We start from the raw sequence: 14,931 nt of genomic DNA, 5'->3' as shown, positions 1-14,931 counted from the left end.
TGTTTGTTTTAGATCTTCATAGTATTGGTTAAACAAAAGACGAGTTTTCATTGAAAAAATTGGACATTTACAACTAAATGCAATGGCGTCCAGATTTCTTTTGAGGCCCACAGGACGTGGGTCAGCCAGTCTTTGCCGCACGATGCGACGCGTTAGACGGACTTCTTTTTTTCATTATAAAATCTGCGACATTCGCCAGAGTTTTAACTCCACTCACAAAAATCAGAACACTTGCTCGTTGAAATTAAATAGTTGTGTAAACAACAGAAAAGAGCGGGAAACCCCACTCTTTTGCTGGCGAACTATCAACAAATTATTACATTTAGCATAGCACAAAGGCTATCCTAATGCAAATTTTGCCTATTAACACATAGAATTAACAACTACTGAGAGAATATGCATCCGAAAATACAAAATCCTCTCTTTTAGCCTGTCTGTACATTAGAATAAGGACAGCTGGTTGGCATCCGGCATTCCTTCCAAACATCCAAGCTCATCCATATACTCGATTAAGGTCTTCGATACACGGCCGCGCTGCTGTAAATCTTCTTTTGATAAAAATTCTCCATTTTTACGTGCTTCAACAATTTGTTTCGCTACGTTAGTACCAAGACCTGGAATGGCATCAAAAGGTGGAATCAATGAGTTTCCTTCGATGATGAACTCACTCGCATGTGAACGGTATAAATCAACCTTTTTGAAGCTCATCCCGCGTTCACACATTTCCAGTGCTAGTTCCATAACTGTCAGTAAACTTTTCTCTTTCGGTGCTGCATCGAGCCCCTTCATGTTGATTTCATCGATTTTTTTGCGGATCATGACAGAACCTTGTGTCATCGCAATTAAATCAAAGTCCGACGCACGCACAGTGAAGTACGCTGCATAGTAAAGAATCGGATGATGGACCTTGAACCATGCGATACGCACAGCCATTAATACATAGGCTGCGGCGTGGGCTTTCGGGAACATGTACTTAATCTTTTTACAAGAATCGATATACCATTCAGGCACTTTTTTCGCACGCATTTCCGCTTCCATTTCATCTGTTAACCCTTTACCTTTACGCACGGACTCCATAATTTTAAAGGCAAACGACGGGTCCAGATCCTGATAAATTAAATAAACCATAATATCGTCACGACAGCCGATTACTTCTTTTAATACACAAGTGCCGTCTTTAATCAGTTCCTGTGCATTTCCAAGCCATACGTCTGTACCATGTGAAAGTCCGGAAATCTGAACAAGTTCACTGAATGTCGACGGTTTTGTTTCTTCAAGCATTTGGCGTACGAATTTTGTTCCGAACTCCGGAATTCCGAGCGTTCCTGTTTTCGTTCCAATTTGCTTTTCGGTCACACCTAGCGATTCAGTTGAACTGAAAATCTTCATAACAATCGGGTCGTCTGTCGGGATTGTTTTTGGATCGATTCCGGATAAATCCTGAAGCATACGAATTACGGTTGGATCATCGTGCCCAAGTATATCAAGCTTTAAAATATTATCGTGGATCGAGTGGAAGTCGAAATGGGTTGTTTTCCATTCCGAATCCTGAGCATCCGCCGGGAACTGTACTGGCGAGAAGTCGTAAATATCCATATAATCCGGTACTACGATAATTCCCCCCGGGTGTTGTCCAGTTGTACGTTTTACTCCTGTACATCCTTGCACAAGGCGGTCCACTTCCGCATTCCGGTAAGTGATGCCATTGTCGCTTCCGTACCCTTTTACATAACCATATGCCGTCTTTTCGGCAACCGTACCAATCGTTCCGGCACGGAATACATAATCCTCACCGAATAGCACTTTCGTGTAGTTATGCGCTTGTGGCTGATATTCGCCGGAGAAGTTCAAATCGATATCGGGCACTTTGTCACCCTTGAATCCTAGGAACGTTTCGAACGGGATATCCTGGCCGTCTTTTTTGAACGGGGCACCACATTCCGGACATTGTTTGTTCGGTAAGTCATAGCCTGATGCAACCGAACCGTCCGCGATAAACTCGGAATGCTTACAGTTTGGACAAACATAATGCGGCGGCAGCGGGTTTACTTCGGTAATTTCCATAAATGTCGCGACAAGGGAAGACCCTACCGACCCACGCGAACCTACTAAGTAACCGTCAGCCAGCGATTTTTTTACGAGCTTCGCGGAAATCAGATAAATTACCCCGAACCCGTGTCCTAAAATAGATTTCAGTTCCTTATCAATACGGGCCTGGACAATTTCCGGTAAATTTTCGCCGTAAATGCTATGTGCCATCTCATAAGTTAAATTCGTTACTTCATCATCCGAGCCCTCAATTTTCGGCGTATATAAATCATCCTTGATCGGTTTTACATCGCCGATCATATCGGCAACTCGCTGCGTATTTGTCACGACAATTTCCTTTGCCAAATCCGGCCCTAAAAAGTCGAATTCCTTCAGCATTTCATCCGTTGTACGGAAATGGACTTTCGGTAAAGGATTACGATTTAACGGGTTTGCGCCTCCCATTGATCCAACTAAGATTTGACGGAACTTTGCATCGGTTTCATGCAAGTAGTGGACATTTCCCGTTGCTACGACCGGTAAGTTCAGCTTTTTGCCAAGCTTTACGATACGGCGGATAATATCTTCCAATGCCCATTCATCATGGACAGTACCGCCGTCCACTAATGGAGAATAGACCGGTTTCGGCATAACTTCCAAATAATCATAGAATTTTGCGATACGCTCGGCTTCTTCCTGCGTTTTATTCATCATCGTTTCAAAGAGCTCACCATTCGAGCAGCCTGAGCCGACGATTAATCCTTGTCGTAGTTTCTGCAAATCAGAGCGGCGAATACGTGGTACACGGTAAAATGTTTCCGTATGCGAAATCGAAATTAACTTAAACAGATTTTTCAGCCCGGCATCATCTACAGCCAAAACTGTACAGTGACTTGGACGTGACTGCTTGTATCCTTCTTCACCGCCGACGTGGTCGTTCATTTCAATCAGATTTTTAATGCCTAAATCTGCAGCCTGTTTCAGCAAATGCAGGAATAGTTCACCTGTTGCTTCGGTATCATAAATTGCCCGGTGATGCTGGGTGAGTTCAATATTGTATTTTTTCGTTAAGGTTTTTAAGTTATGCGATTTTTGCCCTGGGTTTACAAGACGAGAAAGCTCGACCGTATCGATCCCCGGGTGACGAACTTCTATGCCGGCATTTTTGTAGGCAACATATAAGAAGCCTAAGTCAAACGCCGCATTATGCGCAACAACGACCCCATCACCGATAAAGTCATGGAATTCACGAATGACATCACTCAGCTCTGGTGCATTGACGAGCATATCATCGGTAATATGTGTCAGCTCGATAATTTTTGCTGTTAATTTTCGGTGCGGATTTGAGAATCGTTCAAATGTATCAATAACTTGTCCATTCTTTATTTTGACGGCCGCCAGTTCGATAATCGTGTCATACACGTTTGAAAAGCCGGTCGTCTCTACGTCAAATACGATATACGTTGCATCTTCAAGATCAACATCTATCGGATCGTAAACAATTGGTTTCCCGTCATCAACTAAGTTTGCCTCAACGCCGTAAATGACTTTAATGCCGTTTTTCTTGCCAGCAGCATAAGCTTCAGGGAATGCCTGAACGACAGCATGGTCAGTAACCGCAATCGCAGGATGTCCCCATTTAGCTGCCTGTGCTACTAGTTTATCGACAGATGTCATCGCATCCATTTGACTCATTGGTGTGTGCAAGTGAAGCTCAACACGCTTTTCGCCTTCCGGAGCATGGTCTTTTTTAGGTTCATGCTTGATTTCATTGATGTCTTTTACCATCATGACTAAATCGCGGGCAAATGTATCAAGCTGAATGGATCCGCGTACACGCACCCACATCCCTTTACTCATCTGCTTCATCTTCACGACGTCCTCATCCCCGTTTGAGAACATTTTGACCATTAGTGAGTCGGTGTAATCGGAAATTTTAAACTCAAGCAATGAACGACCGCTTCGAAGTTCTTTAATATCACATGCAAAAATAAAACCTTCCAGTACAATCGAACGTTCTTCTTCCAGTACTGTGCGGATTTCAACAGGATCCGGATTTTTGATCAGTGCACCAATCTGGAACGGTGTATCTCCAGTAACAGCACCAGGATTGGCCGCTTTCTCTTTTTCGCGTGTTGCAAAATCGGCCATCGCCTGTTTAGACAGTCGTTCTTCCTCTTCCCTGCGCTGCTGGTAAAACGCTTCTTGCTGTGCGATAAATTCATCTGACTCTTCCACCAGCTGGAAATCAAGCGGAATATGCGGGAAACCGAATGTCTTGTATGAATCGGCAATTTTATCCGTATACTTTGATTTTAATGATAAGTACTCTACTTCGAGCATCGACGTCACGACAAGCTTATGACCTGTCCATTTCGGTGTTTGCTTTGATAAATTGGTACGCAGCATTGGCGACATTTCATCCATTTGCTCAATAACTACTTGCCAATAATCCAAAATATGCTGCTCATTGACTACTGGATTATATGATTCAATCGTCAGTAACACATTGGCAATGGGCGAAAATTTCTCGATCATCCGCATCCGCAGTAATTGATACACTTGGTAAGGCAATATATTTTCTATTTTTATTTTAAAGTCCCAAACACGCTTCTTTTTATGAACTGTTACACGTTCGAGTGTTCCATTTTCAAAAAAGGACATATAGACATCATCAGTCAATTCAAGCTGCTGTAACAATAGTAGGAATTTTTGTCTTCCTTCCTGTTTTGACAATTGTTTCACCCTTTCATCATGCTGCTTTCATTGTGAGGCAAAGGGTTGCGTCGGCATGGAAAACACTCCGCGCGTACCAATCACCGGTCCCTTCACATCCAATGAAAAAGAAAAGAAAGTACATAAAAAATTGTACTTTCCCGTTCTCTCTATCTTAATCGTTACTAGTTTTGGCGGAAATATTCGTTTAAGCGATCGACTACTTCTTCTTTCGCCCATTCTGCAGATTCGCCTGTTGAACGGAATTTCACTTCCACAAGACCTTCTGAAGCTTTTTTACCTACTGTAATACGAACAGGTAATCCGATTAAATCCGCATCCGCAAATTTAACGCCGGCACGTTCTGCACGGTCATCATATAACACTTCATAGCGGTATGATTTCAGTACACCGTAAAGCTCGTCTGCTAATTGAACTTGCGCTTCGTCTTTAGCATTGACCGGTACTAACTGCAAATCATATGGCGCTAATTGTGCAGGCCATACAAATCCGTTTTCATCTTGGAAATGTTCTGCAACAGCAGCAAGTATACGTGAAACCCCGATACCATAGCATCCCATAATATAAGGTTTTGCTTTACCTTGCTCATCAAGGAATGTTGCATTTAGTTTTTCTGAATATGTTGTACCTAATTTGAAAATATGTCCAACTTCAATTCCTTCAGCAAACTTAATGATACCTTGACCGTCCGGAGATGGGTCACCTTGTTGGATGAAACGGATATCTTCATAAGAGCTGATCGCAAAGTCGCGCTCCGGATTGACATTTAATAAATGGAATCCATCTTCGTTTGCACCTGCAACACCGTTACGGATTGATTTGATTGCATTATCTGCAATTACTTTTACATTCACCGGCAATTTCACAGGACCGATTGAACCTGGTGTACAGCCAAGTAATTCTTTAATCGCTGCGTCTTCTGCCAATTCAACAGATGTAGCACCTAATGCATTTTTTAATTTAATGTCGTTAATTTCGTGGTCACCGCGCGCTAAAACAACAACCAATTCACCATCAATATCAAAAACTAGTGATTTAATCACATTTGAAGGTTCTACATTCAAAAATGCAGATACTTCTTCGATTGTTTTTTGATCTGGTGTTTCAATCTTTTCGATGTCTTTCATCGGTGTTGTCGGTGCTGTATATTCTACAACAACCTCTGCCATTTCGATGTTTGCCGCATAATCCGATGTATCCGAATAAGCGATTGTATCTTCCCCGATTTCAGAAAGCACCATGAATTCGTGTGTACCTTTACCGCCAATTGTACCTGCATCCGCGATTACGGCACGGAAGTTTAAGCCAAGACGCGTGAAGATATTTGAATAGGCACGGTACATATCATCATATGTGGCATCAAGTGATTCACGTGAAGAGTGGAAAGAATATGCATCTTTCATAATGAACTCGCGGCCGCGCAGTAAGCCGAAGCGTGGGCGTTTTTCATCACGGAATTTACTTTGGATTTGATAAAGTGTTAACGGTAATTTTTTATATGATTTAATTTCATCGCGCACTAAAGTTGTGATCACTTCTTCATGTGTTGCACCTAAAGCGAAGTCACGGTCATGACGGTCTTTTAAACGCATAAGCTCCGGACCGTATGCTTCCCAGCGACCTGACTCCTGCCATAGCTCTGCTGGTTGCAATGCAGGCATTAATAGCTCGATTGAATTGATTGCTTCCATTTCTTCACGGATGATTTGTTCGATTTTTGATAATACTCTGCGCGCTAATGGTAAGTATGAGTATACTCCGGCCGCATTTTGACGGATAAATCCGGCACGCAATAGCATGCGATGCGATTTCACATCGGCATCGGATGGATTTTCCCTTAAAGTTGGGATAAACGTTTTGGTCTGTTTCATAAATAGTGCCACCTTTTTTATTTAAATTGCTGCTCTTTATAATACTAATCAAATTTAGCTTTGAACGCTAGTATTATTCATACAAAACGCTCAAAGCTGCCATTTTAAAACGTATTTTGTTTAAAAGAGATCCTTCATCTGGCAAGGGTTGATTTACATTACAGGTCGGACGCTTTCCGCGGGCGTGGCCTGAGCCTGTAGTCTCAGGCGTCACGCTATTCCCGCTGGAGTCGCCTCCCCTCCATTCCAATCAACTAGCTTGCCACTTAGTAAAATCATCTCAATTAATTTAGAAGAAGAATCGCTGGATATCGTTCCACGTTACGACGACCATCAAGATCATCAGGAGGAGGATGCCGACGAAGTGAACCATACCTTCTTTTTGACGGTCGATCGGTTTTCCTCTTACTGCTTCCACAGCGAAGAAAAGTAAACGGCCACCATCAAGTGCTGGTAGTGGTAACAAGTTCATAATCCCTAAGTTGACGCTCAGCATTGCCGCAAAGTATAGAATATTATATAAACCGAATGTGACAACCGTTTCAGTTGTTTTATAAATTCCTACAGGGCCTGATAATGCGTCAATCGAGAATTGGCCGGTAATCAGTTTGCCGACAAGTGTTCCGATTGTAATAATCATGTTATACGTTTCTTCCACACCATACACGACGGCTTTTAGCGGGTTTTTTTCAATGGAACGCATCACACCGATTTGTCCGTAATCTGGACCACCTTCCTGCTCTACAGCTTTTGGTGTAAGTTCAATTATTTCATTACCCGTTTCACGTTCGACTTCGAATGTTACGGCTTTGTTCGGGTTTTCGAAAATTTGTTCTGATAACTCTTCCCAAGTTGAAATCGACTGTCCGTTCACCTTGACTACTTTATCGCCATCGACCAATCCAGCACTGCTCGCAACAGAATTGTCCATAACTTCGGCAATAATCGGTTCCTCAGAAGGAATCCCTTGAATAAGCCCGATAATCAGGAAGATGAAGAACGCTAAAATAAAATTGAATAATGGACCAGCGAAAATCGCCATCGCACGAGCACCAACAGATTTTGAATTAAATTGGCGATCAAGCGGCGCAATCATCTGCTCCGTACCATTTTCAACGATGCTTGCTGTACGGGATACATTGTAGCGAATGAACTGGTCATCCTCATCATAACCTTCAATCCAAAGTTCACGTTCCAGATCTGCACGCTCTACTTCTAAAAAGATGACGTTTTGATAATGTGTTTTTTGATTGAGTATGATTTTTTCTACGATATTTTCTTCATTTGTTATTAAAGCTACGCGGTAACCAGGCTGCAACTCTACCGTATCGGTATCTTCGCCGGCCATTCTTACATAACCGCCAATTGGTAATAGTCGTAGCGTATAGACTGTTTCACCTTTCGTCATCCCAAAAATCTTCGGTCCCATACCAATCGCAAATTCACGCACCATAATTCCTGCGCGTTTTGCAAATAAGAAGTGACCTAGCTCATGGAAAAAAACGAGTGAGCCAAAAATTAAAATAAAGGCTATAACTGTTTGCATAATCTCCCACCTTCATTGGAACTGAGCCGAATATTATTTCGCCCAATCTTTTTTAGCAATCAAGCTCTTTGAAAAAAGGCACCGCTTGTACAAAAAGGGGATATCCACCTTTTTGTTCTTCACATCCGTTTTTCACACTTTCCTATTTTACCATGCTTGCGACTGTTTTTCTCGTTTCACTGTCTACATGTAAAATAGTTGCTAAATCTGGCAAAGCGATATTGTTATGACTATTCATAATACGCTCAATACATTCTTCAATTTCTAAAAAAGTAATTTTTTCTTGTAAAAACAATGCAACGGCTGCTTCGTTTGCTGCGTTCATTGCCGTTAAGATTGTCCCGCCCATGCGCCCTGCATCATAAGCAAGCTTTAATGCACGGAAACGGTCAAAATCCACTTCCTTAAAATGAAGCTGTCCAATTTGGGCCAAATTTAAACGTTGGCCATTTGCAAGCGGCAGACGATCCGGATAGCTAAGCGCATATTGAATTGGTACACGCATGTCCGGTGTTCCGAGCTGTGCGATGACACTTGTATCCTCATATTCAACCATCGAGTGAATGATGCTTTCACGGTGCAGCAATACGCCGATGTTGTCATAAGGCATATCAAACAATACATGTGCCTCAATCACTTCAAGCCCTTTATTCATCATTGTTGCTGAGTCAATCGTAATTTTGGCTCCCATTGACCAGTTCGGATGATTCAGAGCATCTTTTACCGTTACTCCTACTAGTTCATCTCTTGTTCGATCTCTGAATGAACCACCTGATGCCGTTAAAACAATGCGCTCGATACGCTTTTTGTTTTCACCGTTCATCGATTGGAAAACAGCAGAATGTTCACTGTCTACCGGTAAGATCGGTGCATTGTATTTTTTTGCTTCAGCCATGACAAGATGACCTGCTGTTACAAGTGTTTCTTTGTTTGCAATGGCAATCGTTTTCCCCATGCGGATCGCAGCAAGTGTCGATTCCAGTCCAACGCTGCCTAATACCGCATTAATAAGCACTGTCGAATCCGGATGTGTCGCTACTTCGACCAATCCTTTTTCACCATATGTAAAGGAAATATGCGGAAACTCTTTTTGTAAAGTGCCTGCCGCTTCCTCTGTTTGCATTGAAACTAATTCTGGTTGCAGTTTTTTTATGATTTCGCGGGACTTTTCAATATTTTGTCCGGCTGAAAATGCAACAAGCTTAAATTCATTCGGATATGCAAGTAAAATATCAAAGGTTTGCCATCCGATGGAACCTGTTGCACCTAATAAACTAATTTTTTTCACAATGATACGTCCCTTCTATGTCCTAGGAAAAGAAATGTAAAAAATGCAGTAATGGTACGACAAATAGTAAACTGTCAAAGCGGTCCAATATGCCGCCGTGTCCTGGCAGAATATTGCCTGAATCTTTTACATCATAATGACGTTTAATAGCCGATTCGACCAAATCACCCATTTGACCTATAATTGATGCGATAATTGTCACAACGATTAATTGCAGCCAGCTTGAGGCAAAAGGATAGATGAGCTGCATAGCAATTGCGAAAATAACGGCAATCACAATCCCGCCCACAAAACCTTCCACTGTTTTCTTCGGCGAAATTTCCGGCCATAATTTATTTTTCCCTAATTTACGCCCAACAAAATAGGCGCCGGAATCTGTTGTCCACACGACTAACAATACAAAGACGACAAATTCTAGACCGATAAAACGTGTTTCGATAAAATAATGGAATCCAAGGCCGACATAAAATGCCCCTAACAATATAAAACCAATTTCATCAAAAGTCATTTTATTTTTTACAAGAACAATATAAATCAATAACAGTGCCGTAATTCCATACACAATCATCAAAATTGAATCATATTGAAAAAATTCAACGATATTCAATGACCATTCATTTGGTACAACCAATACTATTAATGCAAGTGTACCAATAATACCTGGAACAGATGCAATTGAAATTCCTTTCATTTTCAGCAATTCATAGAAACCAATGACTGCGATAATACTCATTAAAATCGCAAATGGCGTTCCTCCATAAATTACGAATGGAATAAATAATGCTGCAGCAATTACTCCGGTAATGATGCGTTGTTTCAACTTGTTCCTTCTCCTTTCAGCCCTCCATAACGGCGGTTACGGTTTTGATACACGGAGATTGCCTCTTTTAAGCATGCTTCGTCAAAATCAGGCCAATGCGTATCAGTGAACCAAAACTCCGTATAGGCAAGCTGCCATAGCATAAAGTTACTTATGCGCACTTCACCACTCGTGCGAATTAATAAATCGGGTTCAGGTAAATGAGCCGTCATTACATACTGGGAAATATGTTGTTCATTTAATTCATCAATTGTAAGACTTCCTGCTTCTACCTCTTTTAGAAGCTGTTGCATCGCCATTACAATTTCAGCACGCCCACCGTAATTCATCGCAAAATTTAAGACCAGTCCCGTATTCCCAGCAGTAGCTTCCATCGCCTTTTTTAAAGCGGATTGCGTATAGTCCGGCAATGAATCCATTACACCTATCATTTCCACTTTAATATTTCGCTCCATTAGCTCCGGCAAAAAGGAATTTAAAAATTGCTCTGGTAAACGCATTAAAAATTCCACTTCTGATTTAGGACGCTTCCAGTTTTCTGTTGAAAATGCGTAGAGCGTCAATACTTGTACTCCTAAATCACAAGCGCAACGTGTTATCTTTCGAATGGTTTTCATTCCTTCATGATGACCTGCGACCCTTGGCATTGAACGCTTTTTCGCCCAGCGTCCATTTCCGTCCATAATAATTGCAATATGGGTAGGGATTTCCTCGCCCTTAACTAAGTCCACATTTTCACTACTGAATGACTGTTCTTTATTTGTATTTTTCCCAAAAAGTTTTTTAAACATAGTTAATACCCCCAACTGCACATATCGGACTGCTTCCTTTTTATCATATCAAAAAAGGGTTAGCCTGTCCTTTTTATATAATGAACTTCTTTAGTATCTTAAAGAATAATTGTGCTTCTTTTAATCTTTCATATGTATTTTTTCCACAATTTATACTTTCAATTAGGGGGAACGGGTTCATGTGCATGTTTTTTTGCTACAGCTATATTTCCCTAACAATTTTTAAATTTATCTATTATTGTAAAAAAAACGTCCTTATTAGCAGGACGTTTTAATCCATGTAAAGTTCATACATCGCCAGAAAAAGATTTCGCGCTAATGTAATCCACCAGCGCGAAACAATATTATTGAAAATTAAGTATTATCTTATGAACATTTGTGTTGATATCCATTGCGGCCACCGCAGAAGCAATGACTTGATGAATGAGAAGGCGAAATCTCGTCGCCTCCCCTATTCCAATGAACCTGTTTTATAAAATATACTTAAAATTAAACTGTTAAAATTTCTTTTTCTTTTTCTTTCACTAACTCCTCGATTTTAACAATTGAGTTGTCTGTTAGCTTTTGGATGTCATCGTTGAAGCCGCGTAGTTCGTCTTCTGTGATTTCACCGTTCTTTTCTAATTTTTTCAGGTCATCGTTAGCATCGCGGCGCACGTTACGTACAGCAACTTTCGCTTCTTCCGACTCTTTTTTCACCTGTTTAACTAATTCTTTACGGCGCTCTTCCGTTAATGCCGGTACTGCTAAACGAATAACATTCCCGTCATTTGTCGGAGTGATTCCGATGTCTGAACGCATAATCGCTTTTTCGATTTCGCCTAAAATTGATTTATCATAAGGCTGGATTACTAAAAGGCGTGCTTCCGGTACAGAGATACCTGCCATTTGGTTGATTGGTGTTGGAGAACCATAGTAGTCCACCGTAATACGATCCAATAGTGAAGCATTTGCTACACCTGCGCGAATTGAAGCTAATTCACGTGAGAAAGCATTAATAGATTTTGTCATTTTTTCTTGTGCTTGATTTAATACTTGTTGTGTCATTACGCATCTCTCCTAACAACTGTTCCAATTTTTTCGCCTAATGCGGCACGTTTAATATTACCTGGTTCTGATAAGTTGAAAACGACAAGCTTAATATCATTATCCATACATAATGTTGAAGCTGTAGAATCCATTACTTGCAAACCTTGTTGAATAACGTCTAAATACGTAAGTGTGTCATACTTAACTGCTTCAGAATCTAATTTTGGATCTGCAGAATAAACGCCATCCACATTGTTTTTCGCCATTAAAATTGCATCTGCATTAATTTCTGCGGCACGTAAAGCGGCTGTCGTATCTGTCGAGAAGTATGGGTTACCTGTTCCCGCAGCAAAGATTACGACACGTGCTTTTTCCAAATGACGAACTGCTTTACGTCGAATATATGGCTCTGCCACTTGTGTCATAACGATCGATGATTGAACACGTGTAGGAACACCCAGATTTTCCAGCGAGTCTTGTAATGCCAGTGCATTCATCACTGTTCCTAACATACCCATATAATCTGCATTGGCACGTTCCATTCCCATTTCAGCGCCGATTTTGCCGCGCCAAATGTTGCCTCCGCCGACAACTAATGCGACCTCTACACCTAAGTCGATAACTTCTTTAATTTCTCCAGCGATCGATTTAATAACATCCGGTGAGAAACCGAAGCCTAATTCTCCAGCTAATGCTTCCCCGCTAAGTTTAATAACTACTCGTTTGTACTCTGACACACCCATAGTAGACCTCCGTTACTCATTTATTTAAAAGGAAATACGACGCGAATTTTTTATGTATCGTACTTCGCTTCATTCAAAATAGATTTCTTTAAAAATAGGGAACACGCAAATGGTGCTCCCTACTGTTTGCTTAAATTAATGTTAATTTAAGTTGTAATTTAATTAGTTACCTTTAACTTGGCTCATTACTTCTTCAGCGAAGTTATCTTCACGTTTTTCGATACCTTCACCAACACCATAACGAGTGAAGCTTGTTACAGTAGCACCTAATGAGTTTACGAAGTCACGTACTTTTTGATCTGAGTTTTTAACGAAAGCTTGGTCTAATAAACATACGTCTTCGAAATATTTACCAAGACGGCCTTCTACCATTTTCGCTACGATGTTTTCTGGTTTACCTTCGTTTAACGCTTGCTCAGTTAATACTTTGCGCTCACGTTCAACTTCGTCAGTAGAAACTTCGTCACGAGAAATGTAAGTTGGGTTGATTGCAGCGATATGCATAGCGATATCTTTTGCAGCAGCAGCGTCAGTAGAACCTTCAAGAACTACTAATACACCAATGCGTCCGCCCATGTGTAAGTAAGAACCGAATGCATCTGCATCAGTTTTTGTTTTGATTTCGAAACGACGTAATGAGATTTTTTCACCGATTGTAGCTGTAGCTGTAGAAATTTGGTCAACGATTTTCACGCCGTCTTTTTCTAATTCTAAAGCAGCTTCTACTGATTCTGGCTTAGCAGCTAATAATTGCTCTGCTAAAGAAGCAACTAAAACTTGGAACTTGTCGTTTTTCGCAACGAAGTCTGTTTCAGCGTTTACTTCTAAAAGAATCGCTTCATTACCGTTTTCTAAAATGTAAGTTGTACCTTCAGCAGCGATACGGTCAGCTTTTTTGCCAGCAGCAGCTAAACCTTTTTCACGTAGGAAATCGATTGCAGCATCGATGTCACCTTCTGTAGATACTAAAGCTTTTTTACAGTCCATCATACCTGCGCCTGTTTTTTCGCGTAATTCTTTTACTAATTGTGCAGTAATGTTTGCCATGTTGAGTTTCCTCCTAAATATAATGAAAAATTTATTTACACTATTTCATACTTTAAGCGATAAATCGCGATTTTTCAACGATTCATACATTTTCAAATTCATTTCTCAAAAAAAGGTGATAAGGGGTTCATCCACTTATCACCTTTTCTAACAGTGAATTACTCAGCTGTAGCTTCTTCTACTGCTGGAGCTTCTTCTTCACCTTGTTTAGCTTCTAATAAAGCGTCAGCCATTTTAGCAGTTAATAATTTAACCGCGCGGATAGCATCGTCGTTTGCAGGGATTACGTAATCAATTTCATCTGGATCACAGTTAGTGTCTACGATACCAACTAGAGGGATGTTTAATTTGATTGCTTCTGCAACTGCGATACGCTCTTTACGAGGGTCTACAACGAACATTACGTCCGGAATAGCTTTCATATCACGGATACCGCCTAAGAATTTAACTAAGCGCTCGTGCTCTTTTTTAAGTTGGATTACTTCTTTTTTAGGAAGTACAGCAAAAGTACCGTCTTCTTCCATTTTTTCGATATCTTTCATACGTTTTACACGTTTTTGAATAGTACCGAAGTTTGTTAAAGTACCACCTAACCAACGTTGGTTGATGTAGTAGTTACCTGAACGTTCAGCTTCTTCTTTGATCGCTTCTTGTGCTTGTTTTTTCGTACCTACGAATAAAACTTTACCACCGTCTTGACCAACTTGACGCATGAAATCGTATGCTTCTTCTAATTTTTTAACCGTTTTTTGTAAATCGATAATGTAAATACCGTTACGCTCTACGAAGATATATTTCTTCATTTTTGGGTTCCAACGGCGAGTTTGGTGACCGAAATGTACACCAGCTTCTAGTAATTGTTTCATTGAAATTACTGACATGAGTGTTTCCTCCTAATATGTTTGGTTTTTTTCCTCCGTATTTTTCATCTGCAACAAGCTACCCGTAGACTTACGAGCACCACTTACTACATCAAAATACGTGTGTATTGTTAACACCGCTTGTAACTATATCATAATGGACTTTCAAGTG

Annotated in this window: 10 protein-coding genes; all 10 read right to left on the bottom strand. The window is 40.7% G+C overall.

Translation table 11 applies throughout. From position 1 onward, the window contains the following. Positions 1-441: 441 nt before the first annotated feature. A complete protein-coding gene (locus MKY07_RS05110) occupies positions 442-4,764 on the bottom strand; it encodes a PolC-type DNA polymerase III (RefSeq protein ID WP_339263990.1) in 4,323 nt (1,440 codons plus the stop codon). A 164-nt stretch (positions 4,765-4,928) separates the two neighbouring features. Beyond that, on the bottom strand, positions 4,929-6,635 hold the full coding sequence (locus tag MKY07_RS05105) for a proline--tRNA ligase (RefSeq protein ID WP_065216406.1): 1,707 nt from the start codon (positions 6,633-6,635) through the stop codon (positions 4,929-4,931). 289 nt (positions 6,636-6,924) lie between these two features. Further along, positions 6,925-8,181: an RIP metalloprotease RseP gene (rseP, locus tag MKY07_RS05100; protein WP_008403244.1), complete on the bottom strand. Its 1,257-nt coding sequence runs from the start codon at positions 8,179-8,181 to the stop codon at positions 6,925-6,927. 142 nt (positions 8,182-8,323) lie between these two features. Next, a complete protein-coding gene (gene dxr, locus MKY07_RS05095; RefSeq protein WP_339263989.1) occupies positions 8,324-9,469 on the bottom strand; it encodes a 1-deoxy-D-xylulose-5-phosphate reductoisomerase in 1,146 nt (381 codons plus the stop codon). 22 nt (positions 9,470-9,491) lie between these two features. Beyond that, positions 9,492-10,289 (bottom strand): phosphatidate cytidylyltransferase, encoded by a 798-nt coding sequence (locus MKY07_RS05090; RefSeq protein ID WP_008403246.1) that lies wholly within the window; start codon positions 10,287-10,289, stop codon positions 9,492-9,494. Beyond that, on the bottom strand, positions 10,286-11,080 hold the full coding sequence (locus tag MKY07_RS05085; RefSeq protein WP_065216407.1) for an isoprenyl transferase: 795 nt from the start codon (positions 11,078-11,080) through the stop codon (positions 10,286-10,288). The genes MKY07_RS05090 and MKY07_RS05085 overlap by 4 nt, the downstream gene beginning before the upstream one ends. Before the next feature lie 489 nt (positions 11,081-11,569). Next, positions 11,570-12,127 carry a ribosome recycling factor gene (gene frr / locus MKY07_RS05080; protein ID WP_008403249.1) on the bottom strand — a complete coding sequence of 186 codons (558 nt, stop codon included), beginning with the start codon at positions 12,125-12,127 and terminating at the stop codon, positions 11,570-11,572. Further along, a complete protein-coding gene (gene pyrH / locus MKY07_RS05075; protein WP_008403251.1) occupies positions 12,127-12,852 on the bottom strand; it encodes a UMP kinase in 726 nt (241 codons plus the stop codon). Before pyrH ends, frr begins: the two co-directional genes overlap by 1 nt. Positions 12,853-13,014: 162 nt before the next feature. Continuing rightward, positions 13,015-13,899 (bottom strand): translation elongation factor Ts, encoded by an 885-nt coding sequence (gene tsf / locus MKY07_RS05070; protein WP_008403253.1) that lies wholly within the window; start codon positions 13,897-13,899, stop codon positions 13,015-13,017. A gap of 158 nt (positions 13,900-14,057) precedes the next feature. Beyond that, positions 14,058-14,780, bottom strand: a complete 723-nt coding sequence (rpsB, locus tag MKY07_RS05065; RefSeq protein WP_008403254.1) for a 30S ribosomal protein S2 — start codon at positions 14,778-14,780, stop codon at positions 14,058-14,060. Positions 14,781-14,931: the final 151 nt, after the last annotated feature.

Source organism: Solibacillus sp. FSL W7-1472 (assembly GCF_037969775.1).
Taxonomy (GTDB): Bacteria; Bacillota; Bacilli; order Bacillales_A; family Planococcaceae; genus Solibacillus; species Solibacillus silvestris.
Note: the sequence above shows the minus strand (reverse complement) of the source record. Positions and strands in the feature narration are given on the sequence as shown.

Bases quoted from the DNA above. Each gene is read 5' to 3' on its own strand.
- frr (WP_008403249.1), bottom strand. From the start codon at position 12,127: ATGACACAACAAGTATTAAATCAAGCACAAGAAAAAATGACAAAATCT.
- MKY07_RS05085 (WP_065216407.1), bottom strand. From the start codon at position 11,080: ATGTTTAAAAAACTTTTTGGGAAAAATACAAATAAAGAACAGTCATTC.
- rseP (WP_008403244.1), bottom strand. From the start codon at position 8,181: ATGCAAACAGTTATAGCCTTTATTTTAATTTTTGGCTCACTCGTTTTT.
- rpsB (WP_008403254.1), bottom strand. From the start codon at position 14,780: ATGTCAGTAATTTCAATGAAACAATTACTAGAAGCTGGTGTACATTTC.
- MKY07_RS05105 (WP_065216406.1), bottom strand. From the start codon at position 6,635: ATGAAACAGACCAAAACGTTTATCCCAACTTTAAGGGAAAATCCATCC.
- tsf (WP_008403253.1), bottom strand. From the start codon at position 13,899: ATGGCAAACATTACTGCACAATTAGTAAAAGAATTACGCGAAAAAACA.
- pyrH (WP_008403251.1), bottom strand. From the start codon at position 12,852: ATGGGTGTGTCAGAGTACAAACGAGTAGTTATTAAACTTAGCGGGGAA.